We start from the raw sequence: 22,202 nt of genomic DNA, 5'->3' as shown, positions 1-22,202 counted from the left end.
AGTATTGACTTTAATATTTCTATTGGATAGACGGAGGAGTTAACCTAGTGATCGCATATGAAGAAACAATATTGTTAGCAGAACAGATACCGTTCGAGGTACTAAAAGACGTTGAAAGGCGTACTGGAGATTGGCTGGTATCGGGCGGTAAATAGGATGATCCGTATATTTATCAGCCGTTGCGGTATGCGAGACGTTTTGTTTCAAAAAAGGAGTGAGGGAAATGAAATCGTTGCGGAGTAAATTGATTGAAAAAGGATTTTCTAGTGCTCGGACATGCGAGATAGAAACGCAGACTATAGAGCTAAGGGCAAGACTAAAGAACGGCTATCTGATAGGGAATGGGCTGAATTGATGGGGAGTAATCGACAGACCTACAAACGTGGACCAGGCGGGGCAATGCGTAGACGATAAATAGGGGGCGGGCTTATGACGGAGAAGCAGATTGAACAGTTGCTAAAGGGCTATCACTGGATGATTAATAGCGTGAAGATCATGCGCGAGGAGCTGAACGATATCTGCGGTAATTTGACGGATCAGTTCGGATTAGAGGCAGCTATGCCAAAAGCAGCTGTGGGTCATAGCAATCCTATTTATCAAGAGTTTTCAAGACGGGAAAAGCTGTGGAAGAAGATTAGTGATTATAAACAAAAAATAAAGATGGTTTAGGATAAATTTCATTTGATTACAATTGACCGTGAGATTGAAGTGTTGCATTGCTTGCTTGAAGAGAAAAGTATGCGATTGAAATGTGGATGGAATTTATTGATTAGTGCATCTGTGATGTGCTTAAGTAGAATGAGCTTCAGAAAGAATGGGGAAACAACAAAAATAACCCTTGCTGTTTTACTCTTGGTATAGAGGATTTACACCTTACTTGGCGAATGTTGTAATGGGGGTGAATAGGTTGAAACACACTACTTATAACACCACTTTACATATAGTGGAGATTGAACGCAAAAGTTTGTTTAGTTTTTCCGATGCCCCGAAAGAACTGTGGTATTGGGAAATTACGTTATGCACCAATGGCACTGTTACTAAGAGTAGAGCGTATGAACAAAGCAGAGACGCTACAATTCCGTGGACGGAGATACGAAGTGCGAACCCGTTGACGGAAATGATTGATGCATGCAAGAAGTATATGGTGTAGCAATTATTAAGCCTAGGCATCCCACGGGGTGCTTTTTCTATGCCTAAAAATAACGCTTGCTGTATTAGCTGAGAAGTATGATGTTAAACTCGGGACGTTAAAGAGTAGAAAAAGTCGCGAAGCTTGGGTAAGAGGTCCATCAAATATAGATGCAACTAAAAAGAAAAAGGATGCAACCGAAAGAAGCCATTATGGAGTCGGATGATTTAACTGATAAGCAAGTGCTTTTTTGTATTTACTACATTAAGAGCTTTAATGCGAAAGGATTCTTATCAAAACAGATGATAGAGAAGATTAATAACTACAAAGAAAATGATGAAGACTATTGGAATTGATGTATCGCGGTTTGGTTATTGGTATGGGCGATAATATTTACAATTTGAACCACCTCCAACCGTTGTAGGAACTACCAAATAATGATCCCTCTATCTTCATTTGTGTAAAAAAACAAAATATATCTAGAAATATTGAATTGTAATTTATCCTGTTATGTCAAATATCAATAATTGTAAGCCGAAAATGTTTGACAACTTCTCGATTTCGTTTAGAATGATGGTTATATATATATTCACACCTTGAAAGAGTCGAAGTAGTGTTGGTAGCACCGTTTAGAGAGGCAGCGGTTGGTGAAAGTTGCCCGGTTTACCATTCATGAATTACAGCTCTGGAGTGTGACGCTTACGCGGTGATATTGCGTTTTTAAGTGGAGAAGTAATTCTCAAGCCGGGTGGTACCGCGTTAATACATAATTAACGTCCTTGCATGATTTTTTTATAAATCGTGTAGGGGCTTTTTTAATTTTAGGAGGGAATAGAATGAAAGAAAAATTGATGGAAGATTTAAAGTGGAGAGGTTTATTGTATCAGCAGACAGATGAAGCGGGTCTTGAAGATTTACTGAGTAAAGAAAAAATTTCTCTCTATTGTGGTGTTGATCCAACAGCAGACAGTATGCATATTGGGCATATCGTTCCATTGCTCACACTTCGCCGTTTCCAGATGCATGGACATCGTCCGATTTTACTTGTCGGTGGAGCTACGGGGATGATTGGAGATCCATCAGGCCGCTCGGAAGAAAGACAGCTACAAACGACTGAGCAGATAGATAAAAACGTTTCGTCAATTAAAAAACAGATGGAACAGATTTTTGATTTCAATTCGGATAATGGTGCACAAATGGTGAACAACAATGACTGGATCGGTTCAATGAGCATAATCGACTTTTTACGTGATTACGGAAAATTGTTAGGTGTCAATTACATGCTTGCAAAAGACAATGTTGCATCGCGCCTTGAGGGTGGTATTTCCTTTACTGAGTTTTCTTATATGCTTATTCAAGGAATTGACTTTAATCATTTGTTCAACAATTATGGTTGTCGTGTCCAAATTGGTGGATCAGATCAGTGGGGTAATATTACGACTGGACTTGAAGTGATTCGTAAAACGCATGAAGAAGAGGTGAAAGCATTCGGAATCACAATTCCACTTGTCACGAAAGCAGATGGCACGAAATTTGGTAAGAGTGCAGGTGGAGCGGTTTGGCTAGATGCGAAAAAAACCTCTCCTTACGAATTCTATCAGTTCTGGATTAATACAGCAGATGCCGATGCCGTTAAATATATGAAGATTTTCACATTCATGGAGCGAGCAGAAATTGAAGCATTTGAAATTACCGTTCAAGAAGAACCACATTTACGAAAAGCACAATTGAGACTGGCAGAAGAAATGACGCGGCTGATTCACGGACAGGATGCATTAGACCAAGCAATCCGTATATCAAAAGCATTATTTAGCGGTGAATTGAAAACACTTACTGCGATTGAAATGAAAGACGCATTTAAAGATGTTCCTTCCTTTGATATGGCTAAGGAAGACAAAAACATCGTAGACTTCCTTGTTGAAGCGGGTGTGTCACCATCTCGACGACAAGCACGTGAAGATGTGACTAACGGAGCGATTTCATTGAACGGGGAACGCGTGACGGATACGGCTCACGAAGTAGGAGCAGTAGATCGTCTGGATGACGCATTTACAATAGTTAGACGCGGTAAGAAAAATTATAAAATGGTTAAATTTGTTTAATTCTAGGTATAAATGAAGACCAAATTCGCAAACTTTCAATTCAGCTGATAATAATATTTCGTTAAGGAGCAATTGTTTCGAAGGTTTGGACTTTATGAGGTATACCAAAAGGCTGTTTTCCTAATAATTAGGAAAACAGCCTTTTGCAATTCATACATAGGTAATCCATTTAGGTAACTCCAAATCTTCATATGTTTCAGGATGAATCATTTTCGCTAATTTCAATGCTCCTTCGAGTAAACGCGGAGAAGGTCGACAATACAATTCTTCTTCCATTATTGACATACAGTCGTTTTTTACCGCAGTAAGTTCCTTCCATCCTGGCCGTTTTAAAACGACTTCTTTCTTTACTTTATCAGTCCGTACTCCGACCCAGGCGAGAAGAATATAATCAGGTTCTCTTTTCAGCACATCTTCCCAGTCAGTCTGGACGCTCGCTAATTCAACGTCCCGGAACTCGTTCAGACCACCGGCAATGGCACTAATCTCAGTCAACCAATTTACTTCACCAGGTGTAAATACCGGTTTCGGCCACCACTCCCAATAGAGGGTTGGGGTAAACTCAACTGTTTTTGCCCTTTCTTCCATTTGCTTTATGAATGATATATATTCCGCTTTTATCTGGAGAGCATGTTCTTCGATACCACAAGCTTTACCAACAGATAATAGATCATCCGCTATATCGTTCAAACTTTGTGGATTCAATACAATATGAGGAATTTGACGTTTCTCAAGCTCTTCGATGTTCTTTTTCATACCGGGTACACTGAGGGAAGCGAGAACCAAATCAGGATTATACAATTCCAGTTTATCCATATCGATTGATAAGTCTGGCCCTAGCTTCGGTAAAGTATTGATTTCGCTTGGCCAATCGGAAAAGTCATCAATTGCAATTAGCTGATCAATGAGACCGAGATAAGCAAGCAGTTCGGTGTTGCTAGGACAAATCGAAATAATTTTCATATTTAAGCACCTCGTATATCTTAGTATATCATTGTTTATTAGTTAGGGAGTCCATACTCTGAAAAATTAAATAATTGAATTGCTATTCAATAAAAAAATCGACCAATCCATAATGGACAGGTCGAAGGTTGTTGTTTTAGACTTTAATAAAGTGAGTATATAACCAAATTTAATCTCTTCTTACCATTTCCAAGAGCATATGGGCAAGCATCCCTTGCTCCTCTTTAGAACCGGATTTCCAAAGTTCCATTAGCACTTTTTCTTCACGGTTGCGAGGTTCTTCGTGTTTTGCTAAATAATTTGCAACTAACTCTGTTGTTTTAGTGAGTTTTTCCTCGCTTAACCCCATATTTTCACCTAATTCAACTTTACCTGATAGATATTGCTTGAATCGATTAAAATTCACCAAAATTTCGTCTTTTGTTTCGTTATTGATTTCTGCTAATTCACTCTGCACTTTATTATTAATATCCATTTAAACAGCACTCCCTTTTCGTTATACACGCATAATTTACATAAAACAACCAAAGTAAACATGGAAAAGAAATGAATAAGTGCTACAGTTTGTAGCTAGGTCAATTTTTTGCCTATTCAGAACCGGGACTGTTGAATACGTTGATTAAAGACGAAAAGAAAAAGGAGAGAATAAATGGACCCGCGTTTAGCAGAACTTCTTCAAAAGACAAGTTTATACGGTACTTTAGCGAAATACTATGAACATTTGGATCCGAAATGGCATATGTATTTTTATGAATTGCACTTTAAGTATGAGAATCAACTTATTCAACACTATTGGATGCTCCGCAAACAAAATCCAAATATGGATAACGAATAATCTTAAACAAAATAATATTTTACAGTTGTATTGTGGTTAGTCGTTAAGTGTATAGTTGCAGTAAGAAGTAAAGTCAACGGGGGAGCCATTCTGAGGGAGGTAGCTGTTTTTCGTTATAATTCGTGTGCCTGTCCCAAACGTGCACCAGTTCGTTTCGTTTCGTAGGAATTCGATTCATGGCTAATTAATAGAAAAAACCCCGGAGTTGTTGATGTTACTCAACTTCCGGGGTTTTAGATATTGCTTTGTAGAGCAATAATTAATTAACGTGAGTAGAATTCAACGATAAGTGCTTCGTTAATTTCTGCAGCAAGTTCACTACGCTCAGGGAAACGAACAAATTGACCGACTTTCGTGTCGTTGTTAAATGTAACGTATTCAGGAACATAGCTGTTCACTTCAAGCGCTTCATTTACAACATCAAGGTTTAGAGATTTCTCACGAAGAGAAATTTCTTGTCCTGGTTTAACGCTGAAAGAAGGAATATCAACGCGTTTTCCATCAACCAAAATATGGCCGTGGTTAACAAGTTGGCGAGATGCACGACGTGTACGTGCAAGACCCATGCGGTATACAATGTTATCAAGACGAGTCTCAAGAAGAATCATGAAGTTAACACCGTGTTTACCAGGCATTTTACCAGCTTTGTTGAAAACCGTTTTGAATTGACGTTCGTTTACGCCAAACATGAAACGGAGTTTTTGTTTTTCTTCTAATTGCATTCCGTACTCGGAAAGTTTTTTACGTTGGTTAGGACCGTGTTGTCCCGGGCCGTAAGGGCGTTTTTCGATTTCTTTTCCAGTGCCTGTAAGTGAAATCCCAAGACGACGGGAAAGTTTCCAAGATGGACCTGTATAACGAGCCATGAAAGACTCCTCCTCTATTGTTGGTTTTATTTTGTTGTAAAATAAGAACCAGATGTGTTCAATTCAAATGCCATTCTATTATCTTGCATCCTCGCCTCCGCAGCCAGGAAGTTACTCGATGCACCTTGTAAAAGGAATAGACTGGACAACCTGAAACACACAACTGCTGCAACTATTTTACACAAGTTTCATCATAACAAGTATAGATCTAAGAGTCAAGCATCATCAATGAAAATGAAAATAAGTAAAATGATTCATATAAAGAAATAGCATCCATAGTTCGAATGGTTTAGTATGAAATCATACTTATTTGAACTTTCATACAATATAATATAGGTGTGATTGTGTGATGGGTTATCATTTGACGAATTTCGATAGACCAAACAACTTAGTGAGAACTTTCCAAATACTATGGGTAGAGTGTTATATATTTAACTGGGGATAATGGTGGAAAGCAACTTGTGTTCGATGGTTCAACGTGTGGATCCTTTTCTTGACTACTATTAAATGGTAAACTAGGAGAGGAAATGTGAGCGGCGGCAAACTAGGGGGGAATAAAATGAGCGATAAGAATTTGCATAAAGATACGATCGTCATCCATGAAGGGTATGATGATAAGGCGCACCAAGGTAGTTTGGCAGTTCCGCTATACCAAACATCGACTTTTTCATTTGAAACAGCATTGCAAGGCGAGAACCGTTTTTCAGGTGCTGAAGAAGGTAATATATATTCAAGACTGGGCAATCCGACCGTCCGTGTTCTAGAAGAGCGCATGACAGCACTTGAGAATGGAAAAGGTTCACTTGCGTTCGGTTCAGGGATGGCGGCTGTGAGCACAATTTTAGTTCATTTGACAAAATCCGGAGATCATATTCTTTGTTCGCGCGGTATTTATGGTTGTACATTTGGACTTTTGGGCATGTTGAATCAGAAATACAAAATTACACATGATTTGGTTAGGATGGGTACTGAAGAAGAGATTGAGCGAGCTATTAAGCCTGAAACGGTCTGTATATACATTGAAACGCCTATCAATCCGACAATGGAACTTGTAGATCTTCATGCGGTCGTCAATGTTGCCAAGCGTCATGGGCTTCGCGTAGTCGTTGACAATACCTTCTCTTCACCTTATCTGCAAAATCCCCTAGATATTGGTGTGGATTTCGTTTTGCACAGCGCAACTAAATATATTAATGGCCATGGTGATGTCATAGCTGGTCTTCTCGTTGGAGCGGATAAAGATGAAATAGAAACAATTAGAATGTCCGTTCAAAAAGATTTTGGCGGTATTATCTCACCTTTTGATGCTTGGCTTTTAATCCGTGGCTTGAAAACATTGTCGGTTCGAATGGAGCGTCATTCTGCCAATGCGGAAAAATTGAAAGCTTTTTTAAAAGAACAAAAACTTGTTGAAGTAATCTATTACCCGTTTGATGAAGACAATCCTCAATATGACATAGCAAAACGTCAAATGCGTGCAGGAGGCGGCCTGATTTCATTTACCATTAAAGGTGGAAAAGAAGGGGCACAGCTGTTTATGAATAGCCTTTCACTTATTAAAATTGCCGTCAGCCTCGGAGATGCAGAGACACTAATTCAGCATCCTTCAACGATGACACATTCAGTTGTGCCTGTGGAAGAACGGCTGCAAATGGGAATCACGGATTCATTGTTGAGGCTATCAGTTGGCCTTGAACATGCTGAGGATCTCATAGCTGATCTCAAATCGGCATTCTCGATAATGGAAGCAGCAATTACTGAACAAGCTTAAATTGAAAAAACTGCTTTGGCGACCGAATGTACGGTAACCAAAGCAGTTAAAAGGTCAAAGATGTTTTACAAGGGTTTCTACAAAAAGTTCAAGGCCCAACCGATCTTGTTCAGTGAAGCGATTCAACTCAGGACTATCGACATCTAGAACGCCTAAAATAACATCTTTTTTCACAATTGGAATAACAATTTCAGACTGCGAAGCTGCATCGCAAGCAATGTGTCCAGGGAAAGCCTCGACATCAGCTACGATAATGGATTCTTTCGTTTCGGCCGCGGTTCCGCAGACGCCTTTTCCAAGAGGAATACGAATACATGCTGGAAGACCTTGGAATGGACCGAGTACGAGTTCACCGTCATCTATCAAATAAAAACCTACCCAATTGATACGGTCTAAAAATTGATTCAGTAAGGCTGATGCATTACTCAAGTTGGCATAGACGTTTTTCTCTCCGGTCAGTAATGCATCTAATTGACCTGCCAGTTGTTTATATTTCAGATTTAAATCCGTAGCATAATTTATTTCTTGAAACAATTAGAGCACCCCTTTTAGTGAATAATAAAATTCAGTATACATATTTAGGTGATTATAAACAAACTTTGTTGATTATTTGAGGGGGAAACAGATTTTTCGCTATAAATCATACATATTCGCAACCAATTGTCTTTAAACGTGGTACTATATAGGATAATATCATGGTACAGCGACTCGGACAGGGGGACTACGATGAAAACCTTCATCATAGCTATTATCGCACTAATCATATTGACGACAATCGCCTTCTTATTCAGGCGTAAACATATCCAAGAAATCGGTCGATTGGAACAGGAAAAATTACAGATTCAGCACAAACCGATTTTAGAAGAGATGACGAAAGTGAAACAATTGAACATGACAGGCGAAACCGAAGAAAAATTTGAACGGTGGCGGACTGAATGGACAGAATTGATGGATATACATATGCCGAAAATCGACACGCTCTTATTTGATGTCGAAGATATGGTTGATCGTTTCCGTTTTAAGAAAGCCACATTGCTGGAAAAAGAAATCCGGGAGAACATTCATTTCTGTGATAAAAAAATGAATGATATCTTATTTGAATTGAACGAGCTTGTCGGCAGTGAAGAGAAAAATCGTATTGAGATGGAAAAACTAAAAGAACAGCATCGTGCAGCTCGCAAATCAGTTCTTGCTCACCAACACTCATTCGGAATGACGGCGAATCCGCTTGAAAAGGAGCTGGAATCATTTAATTCGAAGTTTGAAGAATATGATGAGTTGACTGCTAATGGTAATTACTTATTAGCTCGTGAGATTGTCATTTCATTGGCCGTAAAAGGAAATCGTGTATTTTCACTGATTCATGAAATTCCATCATTACTTTCGGAACTGCAAAGTAAAATTCCAGCATCGATTCGAGAACTTCGAAATGGGACGAGAGAGATGGAAGAGCAATCCTATTATCTACAACATCTTGACTTAAAGAAAAATTTCAGTGCAATTGAACTCGAAATAGAAGAATTGTTGTCGAAAATGGCAGGGCTTCAAATTGAATCTGTACAACAGCGCGCAGCTGAAATGAATGACCAAATTGATTCATTCTATGATGCGCTTGAAAATGAAGTAAATGCAAAGCATTACGTAGATGAATATTACAATCAGATTGCTGAAAGGCTGTATGAAATAACCACATTAACAAGAGAAACGTCGGATGAGGCGGCATTTGTTCAGAAAAGTTACCGATTGGATGAAAAGGAAGCCCAAATTCCACAAAAATCGCTTAACGAGTTGACCAGTCTTGAGAAACAATTTGAAGTACTTACTTCACGTGTTGAGGGGGGTGCTTCTGCCTATTCAATTTTACAGGAAGAATTACAACAAATTTCCGATGTACTTGAACAAATAGCCGATGAACAAGCAAATCTTGCAAATCGTATGAAAAACTTACGAATTGATGAGAACAATGTACGAACTAAACTCAACGAATTATCACGTAAATTACAAAATGCGGATCGGATGCTCCATAAAGGAAATATACCGGGAATACCGGACGATATGGAAGCCCGTCTCGAAGAAGCAGATGAACAAATCTATATCGTGACACAAAGTTTACAGGAAGTACCGCTAAATATGGCGCTTGTCGATTCGTATTTGGAGAACGCTGAGAAAGCTGTACGTGATGTTAGCGAAAAGGTAGAAGAGATGTTAGAAAACGTGTTGCTTATTGAATGGATTATTCAATATGGAAACAGATACCGTGCCTCAAATCCGGAAGTGCATAGCCGACTGCTGAATGCTGAAGAATCTTTCAGACAGTTTCGTTACGCAAAAGCATTGGAAGAAGCGGCAACAGCCGTTGAAGAAATAGAACCTGGTGCAATGAAACGAATTGAGGAACTTGTAAAAGAACATGTCTAAGGTAAGATTATGAATTACAGAAAAATAGCCACCGGCATTTAATGCAGGTGGCTTTGTCACGCACATAATTGTTTCACTTGAGAGGAAGACACCAATGATCTATTTTGATAATAGCGCAACGACAGCCCCAGATGAAGGCGTACTGACATCGTTCATGGAAGTAAATAAACGTTTTTATGCAAATCCTGCTTCGTTGCATCTTGCTGGAAAGGAAGCCGAAGCACTTCTTAAACGTTCAAGAGAACAAATTTTGTCAATTCTAGGTGCAAGTGATGGAGAGCTCCTATTTACGTCGGGTGGAACGGAGGCGAATAATTTAGCTATAATCGGTTTCGCCCGTTCTTTGCAATCCAAAGGGAATCACCTGATTACGACAAAAATTGAGCATCCATCAGTTCTGCATTCAATGGAATATTTAGAGTCACAGAAATTTGAAGTGGATTATTTGTCAGTTGATGAACAAGGGATGATATCTGTTGATGAGTTGAAAAGTAAGCTGAGGAAAGATACAATTCTTGTCAGTATCATGCATGTCAACAATGAAATTGGGACTGTGCAACCGATAGCCGAATGTGCACGAATCATTAAGGGACATTCTAATGCTGTATTTCATTCAGATATGGTCCAAAGTTTTGGGAAATTGCCGGTTTCAATTGAAAATGACGGTCTTGATGCAATAACAATTTCAGCTCATAAAATAAATGGTTTAAAAGGTTCGGGCTTACTTGCTTTAAGGAAAGGTAAATTACCGCAGGCGATAAATTATGGGGGCGGACAGGAAAATGGTCTTCGTAGCGGTACAGTTTCCGTTCCAGACGCGGTGGCGTTAGCAAAAGCGATACGGATTAGTTCGGTTGAAACCGAACGTCAAGACTTCAGACAGTGGAGAAAGCAACTAATTGATTTTATAGGTCAATTTGAGAAAGTTCTTATACTTGCACCAGAAAAGGGAGCACCACATATATTATCTATCGCTTTTTATAAAATAAAAGGTGAAGTAGCTGTTAATTTCTTTCAAGAAAATGGCATTACTGTTTCTACTTCGAGTGCATGTTCCTCAAAAGACAATAGTGCGGGACATGTAATAGAAGCAATAGGTGTCAATGGGAAATACAAAAATGGAGTAATTCGCATCAGTTTTGGGAAAAATAATGTAGAACAAGAAGTCATAGAACTAAAGCAAGTATTCGCAAAGTTCATGGATTTACTTGGAGGGGGAAAATAAGTAATGGAATGGAATGAACTATTAATTCGTTACGGAGAAATGTCTTTAAAAGGTCGGAATAAGAATGTGTTCGTAAAGAAGTTGCGTAATAATATTAAAGATGCACTAAGTGATTTAAAAACAGTCGTCATAAAACCTGAACGTGACCGTATGTTTCTATATGCAGAAGACAAACGAGATATGGAAGAAGCGATAACTCGTTTGCCACATGTTTTTGGTATCCAATCATTCAGTCCAGTTGCTAAATGCGATGCGACAGTAGAAGCGATTAAAGAAAAAGCGATAGAGGTTATTGGAGCAGCTGAAACTGCAGGAAAAACTTTTAAAGTTGAAGTGAGACGAACGGACAAAAGATTCCCACTGGTGACCAGTGAATTGCAACTTGAAATCGGCTCGCATGTGTTGCGAAGCTATCCTGAACTAGGCGTAAAAATGAAAAAACCTGATATTGTCCTTCATATTGATATTAGGATTGAAGGGGCTTTCCTGACAGCCAAAATATATGAAGGTGCAGGAGGAATGCCGATTGGGTCGAATGGCCATTCTCTTTTAATGTTATCGGGCGGTATCGATAGTCCGGTTGCTGGATATCTGATGATGAAACGTGGCGTGTCGATTGATGCGATTCATTTTGCCAGCCCTCCATTCACAAGCGAGCTGGCTAAAAAGAAAGTGATGGATCTTGCAGAAAAGTTAAGCTCTTTTGGTGCTGCTGTTCGACTTCACATCATTCCTTTTACTGAAATACAGCAAGCAATTATCAAACAAGTACCAGATAACGTTTCGATGACGACAACGCGGAGAGTAATGCTTCAAATCGCTGATATAGTACGTGAGGAAGTGAATGCTTTTGCCGTAATCACAGGAGAAAGCCTTGGTCAAGTCGCAAGTCAGACACTAGAAAGCTTAACAGCCATCAATGCTGTTACTTCGACCCCTATTTTGCGTCCGCTCATTGCGACAGATAAACTTGAAATTATTGATATTGCACAAAGTATTGGGACATATGAAATATCAATAAGACCCTATGAGGATTGTTGCACAATTTTCTCGTCTTCAAATCCGAAAACTAAACCGAAACTCGAAAAAGTCGCTTATTATGAAAGCTTTGCCGATTTTCATCCAATGATACTTGATGCAATTGAAAAACGAGTCACGATTGAATTACCGCTTGTAGAGAAAGACGAATTCGAAGATTTGCTTTGAGGATGAAGAAATTACCATATATACGTCCTGCATGAATTTATCTTTTCTGTACATTCTATATGTACAAGGAGGTGTCAAACATGCCAAACAACAACAGCGGTAACTCAAATCAGCTTCTAGTTCCAGGTGTACGACAAGCTCTTGATCAGATGAAAAATGAAATTGCATCAGAATTTGGTGTACAAATGGGACCAGATGCTTCATCGCGTGCCAACGGATCCGTCGGCGGAGAAATTACAAAGCGATTAGTGCGTCAGGCTCAATCACAAATGAATGGATCCCAACAATAATACTTTAAATGAAAAGCTGTTTTGGACATTGTCCGAAGCAGCTTTTCGCTTATAAAGTATTACCAAAGGTCAAGCTATTTAATCATATCTTAAGCAGTTTACAGTATTTACCGCCTCTAAATAGTGCATCGATTTCTGTTTCTTGCACATTCTATACTTAGAAGGAGGTGTCAAACATGCCAAACAACAACAGCGGCAACTCAAATCAGCTTCTAGTTCCAGGTGTACGACAAGCACTTGATCAGATGAAAAATGAAATTGCATCAGAATTCGGTGTACAAATGGGACCAGATGCTTCATCGCGTGCCAACGGATCCGTCGGCGGAGAAATTACAAAGCGATTAGTGCGTCAGGCTCAATCACAAATGAATGGATCCCAACAATAATACTTTAAATGAAAAGCTGTCTAGGACATTGTCCGAAGCAGCTTTTCGCTTATACAGTATTATCAATAGTAAAGGCATCTAATCACATCTAACGCAGTTAACAATATTTACCGACTCTAAATGGTGCATTAATTTCTGTTTCTTGCACATTCTATACTTAGAAGGAGGTGGTAATCATGGCGAACAACAATAACAGCGGTAACTCTAACCAGCTTCTAGTTCCAGGTGTAAGACAAGCACTTGACCAAATGAAAAATGAAATTGCATCAGAGTTTGGTGTGCAAATGGGACCAGATGCTTCAGCGCGTGCCAACGGATCCGTAGGCGGAGAAATTACAAAGCGCTTAGTGCGACAAGCCCAGGAACAAATGAAAGGAAACAACCAATAACAATCAATAGAAAAGCCATTCCGGTAATTTTTCCGGGATGGCTTTTCCTATTTTTTTATAGTATCTTCATTTATCAATCATTTTAACCATTCCATTTTAGAATTAGTAAATTTGTTTTGAATTGTCGGTCGTTTATTTGTATACTTAATTTAGACATATAAGGGGGAATCGTTATGAAACGTGAACAATTGATTGCACCTGAAGAATATAATCTGGTAAGTGAGTTCGAAAAGTATGCAACAGGTACTGGGAAAAAAGCACTTATATACGTAAATTCGGAAGGGCAAAAGCAACAACTAACATATGATGAATTAATGGAATCGGCAAACAGAGTCGCCAATGTATTTCAATCGAAAGGTCTATTAAAAGGCGATGTTGTATTAGTTATGGTACCTCGGAATATTGAAGCGTATGTTACATATATCGGAGCACTCAAGGCGGGTCTAGCTGTAATTCCAAGTTCTGAAATGTTGAGGTCGTCAGATATCGAATATCGTATAGCGCATAGCAATGCAAAAGCAATTGTAGCATTTGATGCATTTACCGATCAATTCAGTGAAGTGAGGAATATGGATGATGTTCAGCTATTTGTTGTCGGGGAGGCAAAGAATGATCAGCTTTCTCTAACTGAACTTATGAAGACTGCATCAACGGAATTCGCTAGACCGGAAACAAAGAGTACAGACATGGCCTTTCTATCATATACTTCGGGCACAACAGGAAAACCAAAAGGAGTAGTACATACACACGGTTGGGGATACGCCCATCTGCGGACAACAAGTGCAAGTTGGCTAGGCATTGAAGAAGGAGATATAGTTTGGGCGACTGCCGCGCCGGGTTGGCAGAAGTGGATATGGACACCATTCCTCTCTGTATTAGGTAGTGGAGCGACTGGACTCATTTATGATGGCAAATTTGAAGTAGAAACCTATTTGAATTTGATTAGAGACTATCGAGTGGATGTTTTATGTTGTACGCCTACTGAATATCGATTTATGGCGAAGGCAGAAAAACTTGAGGCTTACGATTTATCCTCAATAAGAAGTGCAGTTTCCGCAGGAGAACCGTTGAACCGAGAAGTCATTGAAATATTCGATAAAGTATTTTCTCTATCAGTAAGAGATGGGTATGGACAAACAGAAAATACGCTTCTTGTAGGAACAATGATTGGTATGGAAGCGCGTCCAGGTTCGATGGGAAAACCGACGCCTGGAAATAAAGTTGATATTATTGATGATGAAGGCAATCCTTCTGCCATTGGAGAAGTTGGAGATATCGCAGTACATGTATCGACTCCCGCGTTATTTAAGGAATATTTAAATGATCCTGAACGAACAAAGATGCAGTTCCGAGGCGAGTATTACGTGACAGGTGACAGGGCAAAAATGGATGAAGATGGTTACTTCTGGTTCGAAGGCCGGGGAGATGATATTATTATCAGCTCTGGTTATACAATTGGGCCGTTTGAAGTGGAGGATGCATTGACGAAGCATTCAGCAGTACGTGAATGTGCTGTCGTCGCAAGTCCTGATGAAGTGCGCGGAAATATCGTAAAGGCATTCATTGTTCTCAAAAACCCTGAAAGGGAAAATGAAGAAGGTCTTATCAGAGAATTACAAGAGCATGTGAAGACATTAACGGCACCTTATAAATATCCACGGAAAATCGAGTTTTTGGATAAACTGCCTAAAACAGCTTCAGGGAAAATTATGCGTATAGAATTAAGAAAACAAGAACAAGAGTAAGTCATTATTGTTAGCAGGCCGCTTTTCCGGTACGGAATAACCGTGACTGGAAAAGGGGTTTTTATTATGATTAGTGAATCTTGCATTAATATCAAACCGATATTTAATATCTTCTTTACGAAACTTTTCCAAAAGAATATACTGAGTAGATTATTTCGGAAATCAAAATATAAAGGAGGCTAAGTAATGCAAATGGAAAAAAACGGTGTTCTTTGGGCGATAGGCTCCTATTTAATTTGGGGTATTATGCCGATTTATTGGAAAAGTCTCGAACATGTCGGAAGTACCGAAATAATGATGAGTCGAATTGTATGGGCATTTGTAATTACTCTATTAGTAGTATTACTAATGAAAAATGGTCGTTATCTAAAAGAAGACATTAAGGCACTTTGGAAATCACAACGAAATTTTTGGGCATTGTTCGCAGGTTCGGCACTTGTTTCATCCAATTGGTTCATCTACATATGGGCTGTGAATAATGACTATATTATTCAAGCAAGTCTAGGTTATTACATAAATCCGCTAATTTCAGTTTTACTCGGAATCTTTTTCTTAAAGGAAAAACTTTCGAAGTCCCAGCAAGTAGCTTTTTTGCTAGCTGCGACTGGCGTTACAATTTTAACAGTTTCATATGGTTCGTTCCCATGGCTGGCATTCGCTCTTGGCATTACATTTGCAGTCTACGGGCTTATCAAAAAACAAGTCAAACTCGATGCATTACGCGGCTTAACAATTGAAACACTTTTCATTGCTCCGTTCGCAGTTATTTACTACATTATGTTGTTTAAAGATGGGAACGCTGTATTTTTGCATTCAACTATCAAAACAGATATTCTGCTGATTTTGACAGGTGCAGCAACAGCATTGCCGCTTCTTATGTATGCAAAAGGAGTGCAGAGAATTCCTCTTTACATGGCAGGGTTTCTTCAATACATCGCACCAACGATGATGTTATTCCTTGGGGTTATCGTTTATAAAGAAACTTTTGGAGGAGTTGATTTGTTATCATTCGCCTTCATTTGGTCAGCGTTGCTCTTGTTTACTGTGTCGAAAATTTTAGAAGTGGTGAAAGTGAAAAAAGCGCGGCTGCAAGAAGCTTCTGCAAATGTAGATTAATGAAATTTGGGATTACTATAGAAGTGGATAATCAGGAGGCTAAAGTGGCGACGATTTATTGTCTTGTGCCTTTCGGTGCTAAACCTTCGCTTTACTTGTTGTCTAGCTATGGTCGCCAGTCCCTCGGGTCACAGGTCAGTTAGTTAGGGAGGGATTGAACACTTCAACCCTCTTAGGTGGCTTGAGATACCCTCCTTGCAAACTGCCTTGCGCCTGTCGGGGCTAAACGGCGCCCTACGCTTTTCTAGAGATACATCCGTTGTACTTTTTCCCAGAAGGAGTTATTTTTCATCTTAACTGTTTTCACGGTTCTGTCGCTCAAGCAGATTTCCACGTTTTTGACCTGGCGTATGCCAAGTGCTTCATTGTCAGCGGCGATTATAGGGAAGACGTTGCCATCCTGGTGAACATTAAGCTTTAGTTTTCGTTGACCACTCATGATGAACGAAGATCCAAGCGTTCTATAATTATTGTTATTTACGGATGCAAGTTCAGTTACTTGAAAACAGCTGAGTAGTGGATCTACTACTGCACCATTGACGGATTTATTGTAAGCGGTACTGCCGGTCGGCGTAGAAATGATAAGACCGTCGCCTAGGAATACTTCAAATAGCTTATCATCAATAATGACATCCATGACAAATGTCCGAATGATATTAGAGCGTATACTCAGTTCGTTCAAACAGTAGAATGGTTGGTGATTGTCAATTTTCACTTCAATTAGCGGATACTTTCTTACTTTAAGTTCTGCAGCACGAATTGTTTGTGTCATTTGAAATAGGTTATTGAAATTGAAATCACAATAGAGACCAGGTTTGGCTGTTAAAGATATGCCTGCGTATAAGCAGTCTTGGCGGAAACCAGTTTTGCGGACCGCCTGTAAAAATGAACCATCACCACCGATGCTAATAATAATATTCGCATCTATATCACTCTCGGTCATAGTAAAACCTTCATGGATTAATGCATCTTCCACCTTTAACTTTTTATCAAGTGAGACTTCATCATGTTTGCTATAAATAAAAATATTCATCCGATCTGTCATTGCACAAGCTCCTTCCGAATGAGTTATACTCATTTTAGCATGTAATGAAACATTTTAGTGTATGGTAACGTATAAAATAGTGATATAAAAAAGGAGGAATTTAAATGACAATGAAACGATGGATTGCAGTTATTGTCGCTGCGGCACTAGTTTTTGTTTCGGTAGGTATTAATTCATTATCGTACATATTTACGAGAGACTTCGATGGTTTCTTTGAAGAAATGATGGCTACTTCATCCGAGGGATATGAAGAATCGATTATAGAAGAAGGTAGTGGGGGAGAAAGAATTGCTGTCCTCACACTCGATGGGATTATCCAAGACTTAGGGACTTCGACATCTTTATTTCAACCTTCGGGCTATAATCATCAATTCTTCATGAGTCAGTTGAATGAGGTATTAGAGGATACTAGCGTTAAAGGAGTGGTATTGAAAGTGAACACACCTGGCGGAGGTGTGGTTGAATCAGCAGAGATTTACGATGCTCTTCGCTTAATTCAACAAGAGAATAAAACACCTCTGTACATTTCGATGGGAGGAATGGCGGCTTCAGGTGGTTACTATGTGTCAGCACCGGCTGATAAGATTTTCGTTAATCCAGAAACAATTACAGGTTCAATTGGCGTCATTATGGAAAGTGTAAATTATGCGAAACTCGCTGAAAAATATGGTATTGATTTTAATACCATCAAAACAGGACCTTACAAAGACATCATGAGCGGATCACGTGAAATGAAAGACGAAGAGCGTGCGATGCTACAGGAAATGATTAATGATTCTTATGAACGCTTTGTCGATATTATTGTAGACGGAAGGGGTATGAGCGAAGCGGCAGTGAAAAAAGTTGCTGACGGCCGTATCATGAATGGACGTCAGGCAATTGAAGTTGGGCTTGCGGATGAATACGGTAAAGTAACAGATGTAATAGCGGCCATGAAGGAAGATAATAATCTTCAGAATGCAACAGTTTTCGAATATACAACTCAAGACAGCTGGGCATCCTTAATTGGAGTGAAAGCTGGAAATCTATTCGGAAGTAATATTGAATCAGAATTGATTGGTAAGTTGTTGAACGATTATAATGCACCAAGAATGATGTATTTATACGGTGAAAGATAAGGAGGGACAAATATGTCGGAATATATTGAACGACAACCGGATCTGACGGATAAAACAATTGTCACAGGACAGCCTAGCGATTATGAAACTGTTGAAACAGAACACTTTCATGCGAAATATGCGGGGTTTTGGACGCGGCTATGGGCGTACACAATAGACTTGATTGTTCTCTCTGCCATCAGCGGAATTATCATTAAACCGATTTTTCGAATTGCTAGTTGGGAAATAACAAACCCTTCATTCTTCTTATTCAGCCCCTATAAAATCACGGTGTTAGTGTTGTTGTTGCTCTACTTCATGCTAATGACGAAGTATTTGCAACAGACAGTAGGAAAAATGATTATGGGTATACGAGTTGCATCAAAAGATGGAGGGCAACTGACTTGGGGAGCGATAATCTTCAGAGAGGGCATTGGACGTTTCATTTCCAAAATGCTTTTGGTTCCTTATTTAATAGTCATATTCATGCCGAAAAAAGAAGCGTTGCATGATTTGTTTGCGGACACAATTGTTGAACATGAGTCTTCGTATGAAAAAGAGTTGCGGATAAATTATCGCAAACGGAATGAGGGACAACAGTTGCAAGAAGGCACTCTGATTTAGTAAGATAGATATAGAAAAGGGGGCGTATTAATGGTTAACGTTACATTTCAAAACAATCCTATGACATTGCTCGGTAAAGAAGTTTCAGTAGGGGATACAGCAAATGATTTTACAGTGCTTGCTAACGATTTGAGCCCGGTTACACTTGCTGACTCAAATGGGAAGGTCAGACTAATCAGTGTGATTCCTTCTATCGATACAGGAGTCTGTTCAGCACAGACGCGTAAGTTTAATGAAGAAGCTTCGTCACTTGGAGATAACGTTCAAGTCTTGACAATCTCTGCCGATCTTCCGTTTGCACAGGCTAGATGGTGTGCTGCAGAAGGAATTGACAATGTTCAGACGCTTTCCGATCATCGTGATCTTTCATTTGGAGAAGCATACGGAGTTGTCATGAAAGAGCTGCGTTTGCTTGCACGCTCAGTATTTGTTATTGATAAAGATAATAAGGTAACTTATGTTGAATATGTCGGGGAAGGTACAGACCATCCTGATTACGAAAAAGCAATTTTAGCAGTAAAGAAACTAACAAAGTAATAAAAATTATGAAAGCCCACTCGGAGACGGGTGGGCTTTGTCAATTGAGGGATAAAGATATGAAAACAAATACGGAAATTATATTTTCATTTATAGATGCATATGCGGAATCTAAGGAAGAGCTTTACTTAGAAGCGATTGTTGAAGTCTGCCAAAAGTGGTTAGTAGGCGATATAAAACCCGAAGTAACAGAAAAGATCACTAAAGAGGATATCCGTAAAGGTATTCAGCTAGCTGTTTTGAAAGGCATGAAGCAAAATGTACAGCCTAATCACCAGATGACCCCTGATTCTATTGGGATGCTCATTGGACATATCGCTGGTAAATTAGCGGCAGATGAACAAAGTCTGACACTTTTAGATCCGGCGGCAGGCACAGGTAATTTGCTTTATACTGTCATGAATACAATTGAAAATGATGTCACTGCAACGGCAATTGAAATTGATGATTTACTTGTCAGGTTGTCTGCAGTTACAGCGGAACTCCTTGAACATCCTGTTACGTTTTATGTTCAAGACGCACTGCGACCGTTATTTGTAGATCCAGTCGATATTACGGTAAGTGATTTACCAGTAGGTTTCTATCCGGATGATGAAAATGCACTAAATTATGAATTGATGTCCGCTGAGGGACATGCATATGCACATCATTTATTTATTGAGCAATCGATGAAGCACACAAAACCGGGAGGTCATGGCTTATTCATCGTCCCTGCGAATCTGTTCGAATCCGACCAATCTTCTGTATTGCATCCGTACTTAAAAAACAAAACAATTATCCGAGCAATTATTCAACTACCTGATTCATTATTCAAAAATGCGGCTCATGCAAAAAGTATTTTAATACTGCAGAAACCCTTACCAGAAAAGAAAGTGGTGCATGATGTTCTTCTTGCTAAAGTTCCTAATATGACTGATAGGCATGCAATGGCGTTATTTCTTCAGAAAATTGATATTTGGGCTAATGAATAAAGTATTATTAACCTGACAATTGTGTCTGATACAAAAGAAATCAGTTGAAAAGGGGTACACTTTATGCGGAATATTTTAGCGATAAACGCTGGGAGTTCATCCTTGAAGTTTCAGCTTCTCAAAATGCCCGAAGAATACGTAACGACGATAGGACTAATAGATAGAATTGGTCAAACTGAATCATTGTTCACCATGAAATCCGAAGATGGTAAAATTGAATTAAAACAAGGTATCAAGAACCATACAGAAGCAGTAAATATATTGCTTGAAATGCTGATTAGCCAAGGAATCGTAACCTCTTTTGATGAGATTGACGGAGTCGGCCATCGTGTCGTACATGGTGGTGAAGTATTTAGCGATTCTGTGCTTATTAATGAAGATGTTGTCGCTGCACTTCAAGAACTATCTAATCTAGCGCCATTGCATAACCCGGCTAATATCGTAGGTATTAACGAGTTTAACAAAGCTTTACCAAACGTTCCGGCAGTTGCAGTTTTTGACACAGCATTCCATCAGACAATGCCGGAAAGTTCATTTTTATATCCGTTGCCATATGAGTATTACGAAAAATACGGTATCCGAAAATACGGTTTCCATGGTACTAGTCATAAGTATGTAACAGAGCGTGCAGCGTTGTTGTTAAACAGACCACTTGAAGATACGCGGCTAATTTCTTGTCATTTGGGAAATGGCGCGAGCATAGCAGCAGTAGAACGTGGTAAATCGCTAGATACTTCTATGGGTTTTACACCTCTTGCTGGTGTAACGATGGGAACACGTTCAGGAAATATAGATCCCGCTCTAATCCCTTATATTATGGATCAAACGGGAAAGACTGTTGAAGAAGTACTCGAAGTGTTGAATAAACAATCAGGAATGCTTGCGATTTCGGGTTTTTCGAGTGATTTGCGCGACATTGAAATCGAGGCTTTAAAAGGAAATACACGTGCACAGCTTGCGTTAGATGTCTTTGCGGATCGAATTCATAAATATATTGGTTCTTACGCTGCGAGGATGGGCGGTGTGGACGCAATTATATTTACAGCTGGAATCGGTGAAAATAGTATAGTTATTCGCGAAAAAGTTTTAGAAGGCCTTGAGTTTATGGGAGTCTACCTAGATCCTGATTTAAATAATATCAAGGGAAAGGAAGTACATATTAGTTATCCATACTCCCCTGTAAAAGTGCTTGTCATCCCGACGAACGAAGAGGTTATGATCGCCAGAGATACGATGCGGGTTGCGCAATTATAAGTTTGGAAGGATAGTGCAGTGTGCTTTGTTTTTAAACATTCAGTCCTAGATTCGGGTATTATCCACAATACATGTGAAAAAGAGTTGCCCATATAAAAATTGGGCAACTCTTTTATCATTAATTTACAGCTGGAATCAGCGAAAACAGTATTGTTATTCGTGAAAACTTTAAAAGAACGATTAATCCCAACAAACGAAGAAATCAGAATGGCGAGAGATACAATGAGGCTTGC

The 22,202-nt window shown here is 39.2% G+C and carries 25 protein-coding genes and 1 other annotated feature; of the genes, 20 read left to right on the top strand and 5 right to left on the bottom strand.

Annotated features, from left to right (window positions below; translation table 11 throughout):
- Window positions 1–47: 47 nt before the first annotated feature.
- From AC1TO4_RS09065 to tyrS, 5 genes are all read left to right on the top strand, one after another.
- Window positions 48–155, top strand: a complete 108-nt coding sequence (locus tag AC1TO4_RS09065; protein WP_482105052.1) for a DUF6877 family protein — start codon at window positions 48–50, stop codon at window positions 153–155.
- Between the two features lie 274 nt (window positions 156–429).
- The gene (locus AC1TO4_RS09060; protein ID WP_482105051.1) at window positions 430–669 is read left to right on the top strand and encodes a hypothetical protein; all 240 of its coding nucleotides are present in this window, start codon (window positions 430–432) and stop codon (window positions 667–669) included.
- 238 nt (window positions 670–907) lie between these two features.
- The gene (locus AC1TO4_RS09055) at window positions 908–1,150 is read left to right on the top strand and encodes a hypothetical protein (RefSeq protein ID WP_482105050.1); all 243 of its coding nucleotides are present in this window, start codon (window positions 908–910) and stop codon (window positions 1,148–1,150) included.
- A 149-nt stretch (window positions 1,151–1,299) separates the two neighbouring features.
- Entirely contained in the window at window positions 1,300–1,485 is a 186-nt protein-coding gene (locus AC1TO4_RS09050; protein WP_482105049.1) for a hypothetical protein, read from the top strand.
- Between the two features lie 231 nt (window positions 1,486–1,716).
- Window positions 1,717–1,913, top strand: a binding site (T-box leader).
- Between the two features lie 52 nt (window positions 1,914–1,965).
- The gene (gene tyrS, locus AC1TO4_RS09045) at window positions 1,966–3,231 is read left to right on the top strand and encodes a tyrosine--tRNA ligase (RefSeq protein ID WP_482099807.1); all 1,266 of its coding nucleotides are present in this window, start codon (window positions 1,966–1,968) and stop codon (window positions 3,229–3,231) included.
- A 150-nt stretch (window positions 3,232–3,381) separates the two neighbouring features.
- On the opposite strand, the gene AC1TO4_RS09040 is transcribed toward tyrS, so the two are convergent.
- Window positions 3,382–4,194 (bottom strand): cobalamin-binding protein, encoded by an 813-nt coding sequence (locus tag AC1TO4_RS09040; protein ID WP_482105048.1) that lies wholly within the window; start codon window positions 4,192–4,194, stop codon window positions 3,382–3,384.
- A 169-nt stretch (window positions 4,195–4,363) separates the two neighbouring features.
- Window positions 4,364–4,669, bottom strand: a complete 306-nt coding sequence (locus AC1TO4_RS09035; RefSeq protein ID WP_482105047.1) for a DUF3243 family protein — start codon at window positions 4,667–4,669, stop codon at window positions 4,364–4,366.
- A 174-nt stretch (window positions 4,670–4,843) separates the two neighbouring features.
- On the opposite strand from AC1TO4_RS09035, the gene AC1TO4_RS09030 reads away from it, so the two are divergent.
- Entirely contained in the window at window positions 4,844–5,029 is a 186-nt protein-coding gene (locus AC1TO4_RS09030) for a hypothetical protein (protein ID WP_482105046.1), read from the top strand.
- A 263-nt stretch (window positions 5,030–5,292) separates the two neighbouring features.
- On the opposite strand, the gene rpsD is transcribed toward AC1TO4_RS09030, so the two are convergent.
- Window positions 5,293–5,895: a 30S ribosomal protein S4 gene (rpsD, locus tag AC1TO4_RS09025; RefSeq protein ID WP_482099804.1), complete on the bottom strand. Its 603-nt coding sequence runs from the start codon at window positions 5,893–5,895 to the stop codon at window positions 5,293–5,295.
- A gap of 559 nt (window positions 5,896–6,454) precedes the next feature.
- On the opposite strand from rpsD, the gene megL reads away from it, so the two are divergent.
- Window positions 6,455–7,666 carry a methionine gamma-lyase gene (gene megL / locus AC1TO4_RS09020; RefSeq protein WP_482105045.1) on the top strand — a complete coding sequence of 404 codons (1,212 nt, stop codon included), beginning with the start codon at window positions 6,455–6,457 and terminating at the stop codon, window positions 7,664–7,666.
- Window positions 7,667–7,720: 54 nt separating this feature from the next.
- Here the strand turns inward: megL and AC1TO4_RS09015 are convergent, their stop codons facing one another.
- Complete coding sequence (locus AC1TO4_RS09015; RefSeq protein ID WP_482105044.1) at window positions 7,721–8,200, bottom strand: GAF domain-containing protein; 480 nt, start codon at window positions 8,198–8,200, stop codon at window positions 7,721–7,723.
- A gap of 192 nt (window positions 8,201–8,392) precedes the next feature.
- Here AC1TO4_RS09015 and ezrA point away from each other — a divergent pair, with 192 nt between their 5' ends.
- From ezrA to rarD, 8 genes are all read left to right on the top strand, one after another.
- Window positions 8,393–10,084, top strand: coding sequence for a septation ring formation regulator EzrA (gene ezrA, locus AC1TO4_RS09010; protein WP_482105043.1), 1,692 nt, complete (start codon window positions 8,393–8,395; stop codon window positions 10,082–10,084).
- A gap of 94 nt (window positions 10,085–10,178) precedes the next feature.
- Window positions 10,179–11,309: a cysteine desulfurase family protein gene (locus AC1TO4_RS09005; RefSeq protein WP_482105042.1), complete on the top strand. Its 1,131-nt coding sequence runs from the start codon at window positions 10,179–10,181 to the stop codon at window positions 11,307–11,309.
- A 3-nt stretch (window positions 11,310–11,312) separates the two neighbouring features.
- On the top strand, window positions 11,313–12,515 hold the full coding sequence (thiI, locus tag AC1TO4_RS09000) for a tRNA uracil 4-sulfurtransferase ThiI (protein ID WP_482105041.1): 1,203 nt from the start codon (window positions 11,313–11,315) through the stop codon (window positions 12,513–12,515).
- A gap of 80 nt (window positions 12,516–12,595) precedes the next feature.
- Window positions 12,596–12,805 (top strand): alpha/beta-type small acid-soluble spore protein, encoded by a 210-nt coding sequence (locus AC1TO4_RS08995; protein ID WP_482099798.1) that lies wholly within the window; start codon window positions 12,596–12,598, stop codon window positions 12,803–12,805.
- Between the two features lie 176 nt (window positions 12,806–12,981).
- Window positions 12,982–13,191, top strand: a complete 210-nt coding sequence (locus AC1TO4_RS08990; RefSeq protein ID WP_482099798.1) for an alpha/beta-type small acid-soluble spore protein — start codon at window positions 12,982–12,984, stop codon at window positions 13,189–13,191.
- Between the two features lie 176 nt (window positions 13,192–13,367).
- The gene (locus tag AC1TO4_RS08985) at window positions 13,368–13,580 is read left to right on the top strand and encodes an alpha/beta-type small acid-soluble spore protein (protein WP_482099796.1); all 213 of its coding nucleotides are present in this window, start codon (window positions 13,368–13,370) and stop codon (window positions 13,578–13,580) included.
- Window positions 13,581–13,753: 173 nt separating this feature from the next.
- Window positions 13,754–15,325 (top strand): acyl-CoA synthetase MbcS, encoded by a 1,572-nt coding sequence (gene mbcS / locus AC1TO4_RS08980; protein ID WP_482105040.1) that lies wholly within the window; start codon window positions 13,754–13,756, stop codon window positions 15,323–15,325.
- A 186-nt stretch (window positions 15,326–15,511) separates the two neighbouring features.
- Window positions 15,512–16,441 carry an EamA family transporter RarD gene (rarD, locus tag AC1TO4_RS08975; protein WP_482105039.1) on the top strand — a complete coding sequence of 310 codons (930 nt, stop codon included), beginning with the start codon at window positions 15,512–15,514 and terminating at the stop codon, window positions 16,439–16,441.
- Window positions 16,442–16,685: 244 nt separating this feature from the next.
- On the opposite strand, the gene AC1TO4_RS08970 is transcribed toward rarD, so the two are convergent.
- On the bottom strand, window positions 16,686–17,486 hold the full coding sequence (locus AC1TO4_RS08970; protein ID WP_482105038.1) for an NAD kinase: 801 nt from the start codon (window positions 17,484–17,486) through the stop codon (window positions 16,686–16,688).
- Between the two features lie 104 nt (window positions 17,487–17,590).
- Between AC1TO4_RS08970 and sppA the strand changes: the two genes are divergently transcribed.
- From sppA to AC1TO4_RS08945, 5 genes are all read left to right on the top strand, one after another.
- Window positions 17,591–18,604 carry a signal peptide peptidase SppA gene (sppA, locus tag AC1TO4_RS08965; protein ID WP_482105037.1) on the top strand — a complete coding sequence of 338 codons (1,014 nt, stop codon included), beginning with the start codon at window positions 17,591–17,593 and terminating at the stop codon, window positions 18,602–18,604.
- A 12-nt stretch (window positions 18,605–18,616) separates the two neighbouring features.
- Window positions 18,617–19,207, top strand: coding sequence for an RDD family protein (locus tag AC1TO4_RS08960; protein WP_482105036.1), 591 nt, complete (start codon window positions 18,617–18,619; stop codon window positions 19,205–19,207).
- Window positions 19,208–19,237: 30 nt separating this feature from the next.
- The gene (tpx, locus tag AC1TO4_RS08955) at window positions 19,238–19,744 is read left to right on the top strand and encodes a thiol peroxidase (RefSeq protein WP_482099790.1); all 507 of its coding nucleotides are present in this window, start codon (window positions 19,238–19,240) and stop codon (window positions 19,742–19,744) included.
- 59 nt (window positions 19,745–19,803) lie between these two features.
- Window positions 19,804–20,715 carry a class I SAM-dependent methyltransferase gene (locus AC1TO4_RS08950; protein ID WP_482099789.1) on the top strand — a complete coding sequence of 304 codons (912 nt, stop codon included), beginning with the start codon at window positions 19,804–19,806 and terminating at the stop codon, window positions 20,713–20,715.
- Window positions 20,716–20,778: 63 nt separating this feature from the next.
- Window positions 20,779–21,969: an acetate kinase gene (locus AC1TO4_RS08945; RefSeq protein ID WP_482105035.1), complete on the top strand. Its 1,191-nt coding sequence runs from the start codon at window positions 20,779–20,781 to the stop codon at window positions 21,967–21,969.
- Window positions 21,970–22,202: the final 233 nt, after the last annotated feature.

The sequence above is a fragment of the Sporosarcina sp. Y838 genome (genome assembly GCF_056786515.1).
The sequence above is the reverse complement of the archived record's forward strand: the minus strand, read 5'-3'. Positions and strand labels throughout refer to the sequence as shown.